Annotated in this window: 18 protein-coding genes; 5 read left to right on the top strand and 13 right to left on the bottom strand. The window is 42.1% G+C overall.

Translation table 11 applies throughout. From position 1 onward, the window contains the following. Nucleotides 1-24 precede the first annotated feature (24 nt). From gpsB to V756_RS0114515, 7 genes are all read right to left on the bottom strand, one after another. On the bottom strand, nt 25-321 hold the full coding sequence (gpsB, locus tag V756_RS0114540) for a cell division regulator GpsB (protein WP_003225629.1): 297 nt from the start codon (nt 319-321) through the stop codon (nt 25-27). A 79-nt stretch (nt 322-400) separates the two neighbouring features. Then, nucleotides 401-943, bottom strand: a complete 543-nt coding sequence (locus tag V756_RS0114535) for an SLOG family protein (RefSeq protein WP_024715295.1) — start codon at nt 941-943, stop codon at nt 401-403. An 88-nt stretch (nt 944-1031) separates the two neighbouring features. Beyond that, on the bottom strand, nt 1032-1253 hold the full coding sequence (gene cotD, locus V756_RS1000000123550; protein WP_081719867.1) for a spore coat protein CotD: 222 nt from the start codon (nt 1251-1253) through the stop codon (nt 1032-1034). Nucleotides 1254-1335: 82 nt separating this feature from the next. Continuing rightward, the gene (locus V756_RS1000000123955) at nt 1336-1464 is read right to left on the bottom strand and encodes a hypothetical protein (protein ID WP_142675241.1); all 129 of its coding nucleotides are present in this window, start codon (nt 1462-1464) and stop codon (nt 1336-1338) included. 100 nt (nt 1465-1564) lie between these two features. Beyond that, nucleotides 1565-2815 (bottom strand): ribonuclease H-like domain-containing protein, encoded by a 1251-nt coding sequence (locus tag V756_RS0114525; RefSeq protein ID WP_024715294.1) that lies wholly within the window; start codon nt 2813-2815, stop codon nt 1565-1567. Between the two features lie 15 nt (nt 2816-2830). Continuing rightward, complete coding sequence (gene mrfA, locus V756_RS0114520) at nt 2831-5080, bottom strand: ATP-dependent helicase MrfA (RefSeq protein WP_024715293.1); 2250 nt, start codon at nt 5078-5080, stop codon at nt 2831-2833. 102 nt (nt 5081-5182) lie between these two features. After that, a complete protein-coding gene (locus V756_RS0114515) occupies nt 5183-5689 on the bottom strand; it encodes a PTS sugar transporter subunit IIA (protein WP_024715292.1) in 507 nt (168 codons plus the stop codon). Nucleotides 5690-5826: 137 nt separating this feature from the next. Between V756_RS0114515 and V756_RS0114510 the strand changes: the two genes are divergently transcribed. Next, nucleotides 5827-6246: an Hsp20/alpha crystallin family protein gene (locus V756_RS0114510; protein ID WP_024715291.1), complete on the top strand. Its 420-nt coding sequence runs from the start codon at nt 5827-5829 to the stop codon at nt 6244-6246. Nucleotides 6247-6266: 20 nt separating this feature from the next. Here the strand turns inward: V756_RS0114510 and V756_RS0114505 are convergent, their stop codons facing one another. Then, nucleotides 6267-6638 (bottom strand): YppG family protein, encoded by a 372-nt coding sequence (locus tag V756_RS0114505; protein WP_024715290.1) that lies wholly within the window; start codon nt 6636-6638, stop codon nt 6267-6269. A gap of 186 nt (nt 6639-6824) precedes the next feature. Between V756_RS0114505 and V756_RS0114500 the strand changes: the two genes are divergently transcribed. Continuing rightward, complete coding sequence (locus tag V756_RS0114500; RefSeq protein WP_024715289.1) at nt 6825-7013, top strand: YppF family protein; 189 nt, start codon at nt 6825-6827, stop codon at nt 7011-7013. Nucleotides 7014-7052: 39 nt separating this feature from the next. Here V756_RS0114500 and V756_RS0114495 read toward each other — a convergent pair whose 3' ends face one another. Both V756_RS0114495 and V756_RS0114490 read right to left on the bottom strand, forming a co-directional pair. Further along, nucleotides 7053-7424: a YppE family protein gene (locus V756_RS0114495; protein WP_024715288.1), complete on the bottom strand. Its 372-nt coding sequence runs from the start codon at nt 7422-7424 to the stop codon at nt 7053-7055. Between the two features lie 45 nt (nt 7425-7469). Then, entirely contained in the window at nt 7470-7715 is a 246-nt protein-coding gene (locus V756_RS0114490) for a YppD family protein (RefSeq protein WP_024715287.1), read from the bottom strand. A gap of 198 nt (nt 7716-7913) precedes the next feature. Here V756_RS0114490 and sspM point away from each other — a divergent pair, with 198 nt between their 5' ends. Continuing rightward, nucleotides 7914-8018, top strand: coding sequence for an acid-soluble spore protein SspM (sspM, locus tag V756_RS0114485; protein ID WP_024715286.1), 105 nt, complete (start codon nt 7914-7916; stop codon nt 8016-8018). Between the two features lie 24 nt (nt 8019-8042). Here the strand turns inward: sspM and V756_RS0114480 are convergent, their stop codons facing one another. After that, nucleotides 8043-9005, bottom strand: a complete 963-nt coding sequence (locus tag V756_RS0114480; protein WP_032682114.1) for a DUF2515 domain-containing protein — start codon at nt 9003-9005, stop codon at nt 8043-8045. A 40-nt stretch (nt 9006-9045) separates the two neighbouring features. On the opposite strand from V756_RS0114480, the gene recU reads away from it, so the two are divergent. Together recU and V756_RS0114470 are read left to right on the top strand one after the other, a co-directional pair. Then, nucleotides 9046-9666 (top strand): Holliday junction resolvase RecU, encoded by a 621-nt coding sequence (gene recU, locus V756_RS0114475; RefSeq protein WP_024715284.1) that lies wholly within the window; start codon nt 9046-9048, stop codon nt 9664-9666. A 21-nt stretch (nt 9667-9687) separates the two neighbouring features. After that, the gene (locus tag V756_RS0114470) at nt 9688-12426 is read left to right on the top strand and encodes a PBP1A family penicillin-binding protein (protein ID WP_024715283.1); all 2739 of its coding nucleotides are present in this window, start codon (nt 9688-9690) and stop codon (nt 12424-12426) included. A gap of 75 nt (nt 12427-12501) precedes the next feature. On the opposite strand, the gene V756_RS0114465 is transcribed toward V756_RS0114470, so the two are convergent. Beyond that, nucleotides 12502-12996, bottom strand: a complete 495-nt coding sequence (locus V756_RS0114465) for a YpoC family protein (protein WP_024715282.1) — start codon at nt 12994-12996, stop codon at nt 12502-12504. Beyond that, nucleotides 12993-13652: an endonuclease III gene (nth, locus tag V756_RS0114460; protein WP_024715281.1), complete on the bottom strand. Its 660-nt coding sequence runs from the start codon at nt 13650-13652 to the stop codon at nt 12993-12995. Before nth ends, V756_RS0114465 begins: the two co-directional genes overlap by 4 nt. Nucleotides 13653-13662 lie beyond the last annotated feature (10 nt).

Raw genomic sequence — 13662 nt, 5'->3', positions numbered from 1 at the left:
AAGCGCCATTTTTTTCAAGCGCGATCAATCATAAAGCTTGCTGCCAAAAACGTGCTTTTCTAAGTTGGACAGCCGTTTTAAAATATCAAAGTTCGTTGTGTTAGATTGCACAGGCTGTTTCTTGCTGGCTTCTTCAAGCTGTTTTTTCAGCTGCAGATTTTCCTGCTGCAGTTCTTCGATTTCTTGATGGAAGGTTTCATAATCCTTAATAATCATATCTAAAAATTTGTCAACGTCTTCTTGCTTGTAGCCTCTAACGCCTGTTTTAAATTCTTTTTCCAAAATTTCTTTCGCAGAAAGCTTTACTTTATCAGCAAGCATCTTTTTCACCTCGTATCGTGAATCATCACATCTATTTTTTCAGAAATCTGAACGGTTGTCAAATTTCTCTTGTTGTTATTTAGTAGCTGTCTTCCTCTACTGTCACTCTCAAGTCATCCATTGTAATAAAGTAAATGGGATAACCATCCTGTTCGCGTCTCTTTTCAGCCGTTTCAAGCATGTACCTTGGAGATCCTTCCTTCTCAGGATCATATAACAGCAGCAAGGCGTCTGATTTTTCTATAAAGAACTGATTTTTTTGTTTAAACTGAAGCGGGCTTTCATAGGGCCTGTGAGTCAAGCTCTCTTCATAGTCGGCCTGTGCCAGAACCGCTTCATAAAGCTCTTTATTAGGCTCTTTCCAGTTCTTTTCCTGCTCGTAAAAAGGGGTAATCACAGCTACCTTTAAATCTGGGTATTCCTCCTGCAGGTCATAAGCAGTTTCAGCAGCCCACAGTTCGGCTCCAAGCTGGCCCGATATTAAAATCCACTCTAAGCCCTCATCCAGAAATCCGATCAGCCGGTTTTTGATCGCTTTTTTTATGTAATACAGCGCTTTATCATCCTGCTTAAAAATCCCCAATTCAAACGGTTTATATCCCGTAATAGCCAATACTTTCAAATTTTCACCTGCTTTTAAAAAATGGGGTCCCCTTTAGGGCCCCATTTTTATTGTTGCATGTTTCACCAATCAGTCTGCCGATTCAATACTAGCAGCAAGGTTTTCCTGCCTGAAAATGCTGATGTGTTGTCGGATCATAGCTAGAGTAAGTGTGTGGATAGTAGTGAACATGATCAAAATGATGATGATTTACATTTGTCGTATGCTGTGGATGAATATGCGGCACGACAGTATTGGAAAACGTATGGTGCTCACAGCAATGCGTAGGATGGACAATTGGCGCCATCACGTGCGGTCTGCAGTGGTACATGATAAGATCCCCTTTCCATAACTTTATTACAATACTATGCTATGAAAAATAAGGGGTACATGTTCTAATACAAAGACCTATTTTAAAAGTGTACAATTAAACTGTCTTTAAAGTTTGTAAACACAAAAGCAATCAAAAATACCACAACAAAGAACAAGTAAAAAACACCCTTATACATACCAACTCTCCCTTTAAAAATAACTAACGTTATTTTACAGGATTCGCCGCTATTCTACAACAAAATCAATGTGAATTCAGCAAAAAAAATTCATGGCGAAACAAGTCGTCTTTTGCGCTTTCCCGGGGAATATTTAAGAGGAATATTTCCTCTTCAGCCGGGCGATTCTCACATACAGTTTTTCGGTTTCTTTTTCTGATAAAAATGCCGAATCACTAAGTAATTGTTCTGTTACATGCAATGCTTTCCCGAACGCTTTTTTCTTATGCTCTAAATATTTCGCAAGCTCTATCACAGCAGCATATCTGCATTTCTGATTTTGCGAGCGGGACAGCATTTCCCAAAGCGGCACTGCTTCCTCCAGGCGGTTTTGTTTTTTATACAGGAGCGATAAATCCAGCCGGGCACTATCCTGATCCGCAAACGGTTTTTCTATAAGCTTTTCGAGCTGTTTGACCGCTTGATCCGTTTCTTTATGGGCCATAAACCATTTGGCCATGGCATAAGCTTCATTGTGTTCTTTTGGGACTGATTCTGAAAGAATTTTTTTAGACATATGAATGTACAATGAAATAAGCGATAACACATCTATTTCGTTATGATGCAGGACACCTTTTAGAAGGTCCGGCTCTTGCGCTTTAATAAAATGAAAGTAAAGCATTGGCGCCAAGTAGCCAGGTGTGTCTTCTTGTCTGCGGATGCCGAGCTCCTCTTTTTCAACCGTGCCGAGAGATACGCGGTCCATTTTATGTTTCCACAGGCGTCTTGCTCCATGCAAAAGGTCAAAGTGGCCGTACTCCGGAAGCTTCGGAAGTCTGTCACGGATCAAGGTGTGCCTTGTTTTCACCTGCGGCCAATCAAAGGCTTTTCCGTTGTAGGTTACAAGTGATGTAATGTCAACCTCGCTTAAAAAGCTTTGATACAAAGCGACTTCATTCCCCGGTTTAGGCAAAAGATGCTGTTTGACTGTCACTCGGTCTTCATATACTCTCGCATGGCCAAGCAAAAAAATGGTGTTTCCGGCGCCGCCTCCAAGACCGGTTGTTTCCGTATCAAAGAAAAAGAGGCTGTTTTTGTTATACCCTTTTGCTGACAACGTATGCGACAGGCTGCTTTGATTCCACAATGTGATCACTTCATCAAGCTCAGAAAAACTGTATAATCCGTGGTGGTGAGAAAGCGGATATTCTACTTCTCTGATGAGGCAGTATTCATCTTCGAAGAAAAAAGGCTTCATGCCAAAAGCCTCCCACTCTTCTAAAAACGGGATATCAGCATGATTTTGAGCGAATTGGTTTTCTTGTTTGCCCGCTTCTATTGTATGTTCTCCTTCGTCGAGCACCATGTGCTTTTTCATTCGCTGGAGCTTCCCTTTTAATGACATCTCTGACCTCCCTCCTTACGACATTTGATCCAGCAGCTGCAAAATTCCTTCCTTTGCTTTTATTCCGTCTATTTCGGTACCTATACAAGACGGACAGCCGTCATGACAAGGACATTGTTTGATGAGCTGTTTCGCCGCTTCATTAATGTCTGAAAAACGTTTAAAAACTTCCTCTGCCAATCCGATACCGCCCGGATAATGATCATATAAAAAGATCGTCGGCAATCCGGTATGCGCTGCTTTAATTTGAGAAACAACATGAACATCGTTGCGGTCACACATGATATACACAGGGACAATATGCTGCAGCACATTTGAAATGCCGAGAAGCAGCTGTTCCAGCGTCTTTTCCTCGATGTCTTCGTTTGCGGTTTTGATTTCGAGCCAAGCCGCACTTGTATGCAGTTCTTCTTCCGGCAAATGAATAGGACCAGACCCAATGTTTTCAAAAGTGGTCATTTTAATTTTTTTAAAAATGGTCGGCAAGGCATTGACAGTAACATCACCGTAGTGCAATGACGTACGGCTTTTTTCCTTCGTTTTATCAATTTCTAAAACCTTCAGCTGTACTGCCAGGTTGGCATCCGTATAATATTCGACATCGACTTTTCTAACATAAGCTTTTTTATGGTCCCAATCGAGTTTTTCTACCTGATATTGAACCCCTTCATGCAAATAAATCGCTTCATCATGCAAAAGCGTCATCGCGCTAAAACGATCCATTTCACCGATAATTCTTACACTCGCAATGTCTGATTGATCAACAATGACGACATTTTCTTGTGATGCGGAACGCAAACTGATATTGGATGCAGGAAATGATTCACTTGCCCAATGATACCGTTCGCCGTTCCGGTGTAGAACGGCCTCTTCTTGAAGATACTCAAGAATATCACTTACATCCATCGGCCCGAACTCTTCATCAGCTCTAAAAGGAAGCTCATAAGCCGCACACTTTAAGTGGTCTACCAAAATAATCAAATTCTCCGGATTGATTCTTGCAGATTCCGGCGACCGGTTAAAGAAATATTCAGGATGGCGCACAATATATTGATCGATCGGCGTTGAATTGGCGACCATAATAATCAAAGACTCTCCATGCCTTCTGCCGGCTCGTCCCGCCTGCTGCCAAGCACTTGCCACACTTCCGGGATAACCCGTCATCACACACACTTGCAGCTGGCCGATATCAACACCGAGCTCTAAGGCATTCGTACTGACTACCCCTACAATCTCGCCTTCTCTCAGACCTCTTTCGATTTCTCTTCGCTCTTTCGGAAGATAGCCTCCCCGATAGCCTCTGATTGACTTTGTTCCAATCTCTTTTTTCACAAGGTCCTGAATATGGCTTAAAATAATTTCCACCCGTACTCTGCTTCTGGCAAAAACAATCGTCTGCACTTTGTTTTTCAGAAACTCTTTCGCCAGTTCATTCACTTCTGCGGTTGCGCTCTTTCTAATATTCAGCGGTTTGTTTACAATCGGCGGATTATAAAATACGAAGTGCTTGCGTCCGCTCGGGGCACCATTGTCATCAACCAGCCGCATCGGCTGACCTGTCAGCTGCTCCCCCAATTCCTTCGGGTTGGCAATCGTTGCGGAAGTACAAATAAAAACCGGATCACTGCCATAAAACCGGCAGATCCGCTTCAGCCGCCGGATCACATTCGCCACATGGCTCCCGAACACACCTCGATACGTATGAAGCTCATCGATGACGATATACTTAAGATTCTCAAACAAACTGACCCATTTCGTATGATGCGGAAGAATGGCAGAATGCAGCATATCGGGATTTGTAATGACAATATGACCTGCTTTTCTCACCTTTTGCCTGATTGCAGGAGACGTATCCCCGTCATATGTAAAGCTTTTAATATCAATGCCCATTTCATCAATGATTTCATTTAGCTCGCTCTTTTGGTCTTGTGCCAGCGCTTTAGTTGGAAATAAATATAGCGCCCGATTTGTTTCGTCTTGAGCTATAGACTGCAGGACAGGGAGATTGTAGCATAACGTTTTTCCCGATGCGGTTGGCGTTACGGTAACGATGCTTTCTCCTTTTTGCACATATTGGAAAGCGGAGTATTGGTGGGTATATAGTGCATCTATGCCCCTTTTCGAAAGGGCTGCTTTTATTCTCTCGTCGATATTTTCAGGCATTGGCCTTGTTTTTGCTTCACGAGGCTCTATTTCATGCCAATTCACCACATTTTCATTTCCTTTTAACTCAGAAATGAGCTCAGTCAGTGATTTCTTTTTCATTCTTTACACCTCTTTGTCAAGTACAGTTTACCGAATATTTGTTTGCATGGCTAGGTGCAAATTTTATACAATCGCACAAAAAAAGCAAGGCATACGCCCTGCTTATTTCACTTTTATTGCGAAGAGCTTTGTCTCGCCTTTACGGGCAGCCTTTTCGCCTGCCGGCACGATAGATTCGACAGCTTCACCATTCATGATAACAATCGGGATGACTGTGCTGCTCGCTTTTTCTTTTATCAGCTCCAAATCACACGTAATCAACGGGTCACCGATCTTCACTTTGTCTCCCTCTTTAATGTGAGCAGTAAAACCTTCTCCGTTCATATTAACCGTTTCCAGCCCCACATGAATTAACAGTTCAATTCCTGAGCGAGTCCGAATGCCAACTGCGTGTTTGGTGTGGAAAATCTGAATCACTTCCCCTTCAGCAGGTGAAACGATTTCGCCGTTTGAGGGTTCAACCGCTATTCCTTCCCCCATCATTTTCTGTGAAAAAACAGGGTCCGGTACATCTGTCAGGTCCATTACCGTACCGTCAGCCGGAGAATAAATAACCTCTTCTGTCACTTTTTCCTGAGTTTTGCCCATTCCGAATAATTTTTTCAGCACTGTGTTTTCTCCCTTCTCATTCACTACAACCGTTATCCCTTCATTCACCACTATTTAACCACACTTTCAATTTTGCTTCAATTTATAACAACATCTGGCACAGGCGCATAATCTGAATAAAAAAGGCGGTGGCAAATTTGGAATTCTATGATGACGAAAAGAACGAACTGCAAAAGAAGGAAGATATTATCACGGAGGCAATAGACCAACTTTTTCAATCCTCAGCTTTTGGCAACCTTTTAAGCGGATTTCAAAACCTGATCAATTCGAGTTTAAAGGATGTACAGACGACCATAGATGTCAGAGAAAGAGATGCCGGGCTGTATGTCGATATCACCATTCCGGCGACATTTCGAGATGGCGAGATCGTCGTTGATGTTAAATCCATGTATCTGCATGTAACACTCCAAGAAAAACAAAAACAGCATCATGAAGCCACTTTTACAAGCATGACAAGAACGGTTCAGCTGCCTTATGAAGTACGCCAAGAAGATATGGAAACATCTTGGAATGAGCAGACAATGACCCTTTTCTTTCCAAAAAATAAGCATGAATGATCAATTCATTCATGCTCCTATCATTTAAAAAAGCTGGTCAATCCTTTTATTAAAGATCCGACCTGATTCATTGCACTCATCACTTGACCAGTAGTATCCATCATTTTATTAAAATCAAACTGCCCGTTGGCTTTTTTGAACTGCGACATAATACTCTGAAATTGTGAGGGCTGCTGCTGATTAGGCTGCGGGATTGGATAAGGGTTGGAAAATACAGGCGGCTGCATAGGTTGCATAGACTGGATCGGGACATACGGCTGATAATAATCCTGCTGCCCATAATGCTGCTGCGGGAAGTATTGCACTGGTGAAGCCTGCTGATAATATCCTTGCATCTGCTGAGGATCATAATAGCCCATTTGCTGAGGATAGCTTTGAAAACTCCTGTTCATTGCGATTCCCCCTAAACTCAACATGTTTCTCTTCTATATATGTATGAATGGAGTCTATCGTTTGTGTCACAGGTCCTGAATCACGTTTGTCAAATTGTGTCGAAAGTTTAAATTTTTTAAAAACAGAAAAAAGTCGAATCATTATGGTACCATATTTTCAATACAGATGAGAGGGGATGCACCATAATGAACGTATCATACTTAAGAAAACGTTTTGCAGAAATGAAGAAATATGAAACAGACTGTATGAATAAACTGATGGACTTTACCAAGTTCCTCTATATTCAAGGACATCTTAGCACAATTGAGTTTCGTAACAGTATGAAGGTTCTCGAAGCAAATGGAGCAGAAAGCCCGGCATATGAGCTGAATTAACGTCCGGCCCCCTATAACTAACATAAAAGAAGACAGCCTTCACCGGCTGTCTTCTCTTGTAAGCTCATCCTTTACTGCGTGCAATGTATAAAGAACTGACTCCGTGATATCCTTGAATCTTTTTTTATGAATATGATGAACATATGATTGAAGGACCAATTCCAGAAAATGATCTTTCGCAGTTTCGATTTGCTCTTTATGCACATATTTTGGCCGGCGGGCTTCTATCAATTCAAGCGCCCCTTTCGCCCATCGAACCGCCAGATCATCATTCTCTTCAACGGCTGGCTTTATCGTCTCAAAAAAATCATAGGAATGATCACTTTTTTTCCCTTCCTGATACCGATCAGCGCCTTTTTCAGCAGCTTCAATCATTTGCTCTGTCATTTCCAGCAATGTTTGTGATTGCAATACCTTTCACCTCAATGCATATCGTACCAAATTCCGCTCGCAAATTCAGCCGATGCGGTATACCTTTTCAAATGCATACCTGTGTTCAGGTGAGTGATACAGCTCATTTATACAAAAATGAAGATCTCTCATTTCTTCTTCCAGCACACTCAGACGCTCACTTTCCGTTTCCCGCATCTCAGCCTCAAATGCGTTTATAGAATGATTCAAGCTCTGCTCAGCTCGGGTTAATTCGTCTTCTATATCAGAAAGCATATGGAGAATATCTGTCTTGCTTACGAAACCGGACATTCGTGTACCTCCCTTTCCTTGTCTCTCCAGGTAAAAATTCTGTATTCTTCAGGCTCAATCCTTCCTCATGACAAAACTAGAAGCTAATCGCCAAACAAACAGATATTCCACGAAAAGCTGAAGTTTTCGACAAAAATACCCGCAAACATTGTATGATCCTCTCTCTTAATGCAAACGATACTTATGAGGAGGTGCCGTATGAAAACAAGACCCAAAAAAGCCGGCCAGCAAAAAAAGTCTGAATCAAAAGCAATCGATTCTTTGGATAAAAAACTAGGCGGCCCGAACCGTCCTTCTACGTAAGAAGCAGGGAAATTCCTTGCTTCTTTATTTTTTCAGCCAATGCTCGACTGCAAAAAGGGCATGGAGCTGGCGTTTTTTATGTAAGTACCAGTCTGTCAATTCAATCTGCTTCGGCAACTCCTCACGCCTAAACAACGTTTTCTTTATCTTTCCATGAAACCAATCTGTTTTCCTGCCGTCTAATGAGTGGATTAACTCAGGGTAGCATGTCCTTAGCATTGGAGATGTTCTTTTTGTAATCCCCATCATTTTTTCCATATCAAAACGGGAGCCTGTGTGCGGCACATTGTGCAAAAAGTGATAAAAAGAAGCGAACAGCTCTGGACTGAACAGCAATTGAGACAGCTGCTTTCCCAGCCTTATCCTTTCCTCAGTCCTTGAAAAGCGTTTCACTGAAATGCCGTAAAGAAAACCATCTGCAACTGGAAAAAGAACGGTATTAAAATGAAACCAGTCACTTAAATAAAAAGGAATCGTGTCAAAAACGTTCTTTTTAAACGAAGGATTTTGTATAATAGGTGTTTGGATAGTGTTTTGTTCATTTATAATGAGAGCATACATCAGCCGCTCCGTGTCGTGCTCATGCCAAAAACGGGCCCATTCTTCCATCATAAATCGTGAGACGCCAAACATATGCAGATGATGGAACAGCGGTTTCCCGATTTTTTTTGACCAGTGGTACAAAAGAAGCTGCGGATAGGCATCCGAAAAAATAAGCCAGTTCGCTCTTTCATAGGCTAAAAAGAACCACTTTTGCTGTCTCTCACGGAGTCCAAGCTGAAACAGACTGCCTTTTAAGTCAGTCATTGACCAGCCGGCATTGCGAGAAACGAAAGATGCCAAGAGCGACCATTTGATCTCCGGATGACGGTCATAAAATGCTTTATATGCATTCGTTCTTGAAATGTTATCTGCGTTTTTTGCTTTTGTCTGCCGCTCAATCCGGCTCAAAAGCTTTCTGATGGTCTGTTGTTCTTTCACGTTCATTCACTTCCGTCATGAATAGTTTAATAAGGAGGATGAGAAAGTGATTCGGTATCCTAACGGAAAAACGTTTCAGCCGAAACATTCGGTTTCATCCCAAAACAGTCAGAAAAGGGCTCCGTCTTACAGTAATCGCGGAATGACCCTCGAAGATGACTTAAACGAAACGAATAAGTATTATCTGACAAACCAAATTGCCGTCATACACAAAAAGCCGACACCTGTTCAAATTGTAAATGTCCATTATCCAAAAAGAAGCGCCGCAGTGATTAAAGAAGCTTACTTTAAACAGTCATCGACAACAGATTATAACGGGATTTACAAAGGGCGGTATATTGATTTTGAGGCGAAAGAAACGAAAAACAAGACCTCTTTCCCCCTGCAGAATTTCCATGACCATCAAATCGAGCATATGAAACAGGTAAAGGCTCAAGACGGTATTTGTTTTGTTATTATATCCGCTTTCGACCAAGTTTATTTTTTGGAAGCCGATAAGCTGTTTTATTTCTGGGACAGAAAAGAAAAAAACGGCAGAAAATCAATTCGCAAAGATGAGTTAGAGGAAACAGCGTATCCGATTTCTCTTGGATACGCACCTAGAATTGATTATATTAATATTATTGAACAGCTTTATTTTTCGCCGTCATCAAGTGCGAAAGGTTGATTAACGAAAGGTTGAGATGTTATGTCAGATCAATTTAACAGCCGTGAAGCTCGACGAAAAGCCAACAGCAAATCGAGTCCTTCACCGAAAAAAGGCAAGAAACGAAAAAAAGGCGGATTGTTTAAAAAGACCCTTTTCACTTTACTCATTCTGTTTGTTTTAGGCGTAGTCGGCGGTGCCGTTACATTTGCCGTCATGATTTCAGATGCGCCAAAACTGGACGAAAGCAAATTGAAAACACCTTATTCATCGACAATTTACGATAAAAATGGAAAAGAAATCGCTGAATACGGCTCCGAAAAGCGGTCCTACGTCTCGATAGATGAAATTCCCGATGTTGTAAAAGAAGCTTTTATCGCGACAGAAGATGCGCGTTTTTATGAGCACCACGGGATTGACCCTGTCCGTATCGGAGGCGCCTTAGTCGCCAACTTTACAGACGGCTTCGGGGCTGAAGGCGGAAGTACAATCACCCAGCAGGTCGTCAAGAACTCCCTTCTTTCCCATCAGAAGACGCTGAAACGGAAAGTACAGGAAGTATGGCTTTCACTCCAGCTGGAGCGCAATTACTCTAAAGATGAAATTTTAGAAATGTATTTAAACCGAATTTATTTTTCTCCTAGAGCATACGGAATCGGAAAAGCGGCGGAAGAATTTTTCGGCGTCACAGATTTAAGCAAACTGACTGTGGAACAAGCTGCGACACTTGCCGGTATGCCGCAAAGCCCAACAGCGTACAATCCCGTTAAAAACCCGGATAAAGCAGAAAAAAGACGGAACATTGTACTCAGTCTGATGAAAAAACAAGGATTTATTTCTGATTCTCAATATAACAAAGCGAAAAAAGTGGCAGTGAAAGATGAAGGCGTTGTGTCACAGAAGGAATATGAAAAAACAAATTCAAATAAATACAGTGCATTTGTTGAAGAAGTCATGAAAGAAATTGAAGAAAAATCTGATGTCAATCCAGGTACTGACGGATTAAAGATTTATACGACATTAGATACAAAAGCACAAGACAAACTTGATGAATTAATGGACGGAGACACTGTCGGATTTACTGAAGCCATGCAGGGCGGTGTATCGCTTCTCGATACAAAAACCGGAGAAGTCCGCGCGATTGGCGCAGGAAGAAATTCTAAGGTTGGAGGCTACAATTACGCTACTCAAGGAAAAACTCAGCCTGGTTCTACTATTAAACCGATTTTAGACTATGGACCAGTTATTGAAAACAAAAAATGGTCTACTTACGAGCAAATAGACGATTCGGCTTACACGTATTCAAATGGAACACCGATCCGTGACTTTGACCGCGGATATAAAGGACTAATGTCTATGCGCCAAGCATTGGCACAATCTCGTAATATCCCGGCTTTAAAAGCATTCCAAGCAGTCGGAAAAGATGCAGCAGTGGATTTTGCTAACGGCTTGGGGCTAGGGTTAGATAAAGATAAGGTATATGAATCGTATTCTATCGGCGGATTCGGAAAAGGCAATGTTGGTGTCTCTTCACTGACAATGGCTGGGGCTTACAGCGCATTCGGAAATAATGGAACATATAATGAACCGCATTTTGTAAAGTCAATTGAATTCAACGATGGCACGAAGCTTGACTTAACACCAAAATCTAAGTCAGCCATGAGCGATTATACTGCGTTTATGATTACAGATATGCTGAAAACAGCTGTTAAGTCAGGTACTGGACAGCTTGCTCAAGTACCAGGAGTGGAAGTTGCAGGTAAAACAGGTACAACAAACTTTGACGATGCGACAATGCAAAAATACAATATCGCACCAGGCGGTGTACCAGATTCATGGTTTGTGGGATATACACCTCAATATACCGCTGCCGTGTGGACAGGTGTAGACTCAGGGAACAAGATAGGGAAAAAATCTTTAAATAAAACAGAGCAGCAAGTTGCAAAGCGTATCTTCGCCCAACTCATCGCCGATGTCGATGACGGAAGCGGATCATTCGAGAAGCCTGACAGCGTAGTGGAAGCTACTGTGGAAAAAGGCTCTAATCCTGCAAAACTGGCAGGACCGAATACGCCAAGTGATAAAAAGCTCACAGAGTACTTTGTAAAAGGTACGGCTCCTTCTGCTGTTTCTAAGACATATGAGAAAGAAGAAAAAGAAGATACCCAAAAGCTGTCTGGCTTAAGCGTGAAATATGATAAAGACAAGCAATCATTGACATTAAGCTGGAATTACGACGGAGATGCATCCTTTGCTGTTAAGCAATCTGTTGATGGCGGCAGCTACTCAGAAATTCAAAACAGCTCTGCAAAAGAGGCAGTGATTTCGGGCGTGCAGCCAGGATCGGTTTATAAATTCGAAGTAACAGCCGTCAGCGATGATGGCAAAAGTACAGCTTCCACATCCTATGAAGTTCCGAAAGCTGAAGACGACAAAGATCAAAAAGACCAGCAACAAACGGATGATAAAAATAAAGATGATGAGAAGCCTCAGGATGACACACAAACTGATGATTCAAATAACAATCAGACGGATCAAGATCAGACAGACGATTCAACAAACGATCAAGACAAAAACCAAGGCAATACCAACCCGTCAGACAACAACCAAGACCAGTCAAACGATACCAATAACAACAACGGCAACAATCAGGATACGTCGGATGGTGATTCGAACTCAGGTAAGAATGATTCATCAGGTACTGATACAAACAAAAACAAAACAAACCCGACCGACAAAACACAAACAAACTCATCACCAAAAGCTGAAAAAACAAATTAGACAAAAAGCCGTCACCCAAAAGGTGACGGCTTTTTGGTTCATAATAAAAAACCTCCCCTATTATGGGGAGGTTTTTTAACGATTCATCGCATGATATTTATAAAAATGCTTTTTCATTTCAGTAAACAGTTCATCAAGCTGAATAAAGCAATGGTATTGGGTCGGCTTTAGAAGAATAAACTCCACTCGTTCAGCCCAATTGATCGGCTTTGCGGGAAATGACTTCTCCGTCAGTTCAGCCCAATCGAGTGATTCCACCCGCTCACCTGCCGTCCAGTGAAACGAAGCAAGCAAACATACAATGCCCTTCAGCATGTCGTTTTGGTCGCATCTTGATTTTCGTGTTTGAAAGACAGGCAGAAGCGATTCTTTGATGTCATCCCACACATTGAATAAAAGCGGAACGTACTTGCCGTTGTCCTTCCATGGTAAAACGCCTTGAGAGTCTGTACAGAAGTCAAAATACACCGGGTTAATCCGCAAGACTTCTTTCATATCCGAGGCGCTCATTGGTCCAAGACTGCACAAAAATTGCTCATAGGAAGCCAACACTTCTCTTGCTTGCGTCATCGTTTCACCAGTCCTTTTTTCTCTCTCTTCTGCCCTTCTCTGCACAGAGAAAGCAGCGGACATTCCGCACAGCGCGGTGACTGAGCCTTACAATGATATCTGCCGAAGAAAATAAGCCGGTGATGCGTAACAGACCAGTCTTCTTTCGGTACCTTGCGCATCAGTGTTTTTTCAACTTCCAGCACCGAGTCCTTCCACCGGCAGATGCCCAAACGTTTGCTGACTCGCTCCACATGAGTATCTACAGCAATGGCCGGCACGCCAAAGGCAACGGATACTACGACATTGGCAGTCTTTCTTCCCACACCTGGCAGTTTAACAAGCTCATCGCGGTCTTTCGGCACTTCTCCGCCGTAATCTTCAATAATCATTTCGCTTAGTTTTTGGATATTTTTTGCTTTATTACGGTATAAACCAATTGATTTAATATCCTGCTGAAGCTCTTCAAGCGAAACAGCCAAATAGTCTTCAGGTCTTTTATATTTTTGAAATAATGTTTTGGTCACTCTGTTTACAAGTGCATCTGTACATTGCGCCGATAAAGCGACAGCCACCACTAATTCAAAAGGATTGGAATGAACCAGTTCACACTCCGCATGGGGAAACATGTCGCCTATCTTCTCTAAACAGAATTCAATTTGTTTAAGATTTAACACGTTTGTCACC

The sequence above is a fragment of the Bacillus tequilensis KCTC 13622 genome (assembly GCF_000507145.1).
GTDB lineage: Bacteria > Bacillota > Bacilli > Bacillales > Bacillaceae > Bacillus > Bacillus tequilensis.
Note: the sequence above shows the minus strand (reverse complement) of the source record. Positions and strands in the feature narration are given on the sequence as shown.

Excerpts from the sequence above, each read along its gene's own strand:
- V756_RS0114525 (WP_024715294.1), bottom strand. The coding sequence starts at position 2,815 with ATGTCATTAAAAGGGAAGCTCCAGCGAATGAAAAAGCACATGGTGCTC.
- mrfA (WP_024715293.1), bottom strand. The coding sequence starts at position 5,080 with ATGAAAAAGAAATCACTGACTGAGCTCATTTCTGAGTTAAAAGGAAAT.
- cotD (WP_081719867.1), bottom strand. The coding sequence starts at position 1,253 with ATGTACCACTGCAGACCGCACGTGATGGCGCCAATTGTCCATCCTACG.
- V756_RS0114480 (WP_032682114.1), bottom strand. The coding sequence starts at position 9,005 with ATGAACGTGAAAGAACAACAGACCATCAGAAAGCTTTTGAGCCGGATT.
- V756_RS0114505 (WP_024715290.1), bottom strand. The coding sequence starts at position 6,638 with ATGAACAGGAGTTTTCAAAGCTATCCTCAGCAAATGGGCTATTATGAT.
- gpsB (WP_003225629.1), bottom strand. The coding sequence starts at position 321 with ATGCTTGCTGATAAAGTAAAGCTTTCTGCGAAAGAAATTTTGGAAAAA.
- V756_RS0114490 (WP_024715287.1), bottom strand. The coding sequence starts at position 7,715 with ATGTCCGGTTTCGTAAGCAAGACAGATATTCTCCATATGCTTTCTGAT.
- V756_RS0114470 (WP_024715283.1), top strand. The coding sequence starts at position 9,688 with ATGTCAGATCAATTTAACAGCCGTGAAGCTCGACGAAAAGCCAACAGC.
- V756_RS0114465 (WP_024715282.1), bottom strand. The coding sequence starts at position 12,996 with ATGACGCAAGCAAGAGAAGTGTTGGCTTCCTATGAGCAATTTTTGTGC.
- sspM (WP_024715286.1), top strand. The coding sequence starts at position 7,914 with ATGAAAACAAGACCCAAAAAAGCCGGCCAGCAAAAAAAGTCTGAATCA.
- V756_RS0114500 (WP_024715289.1), top strand. The coding sequence starts at position 6,825 with ATGAACGTATCATACTTAAGAAAACGTTTTGCAGAAATGAAGAAATAT.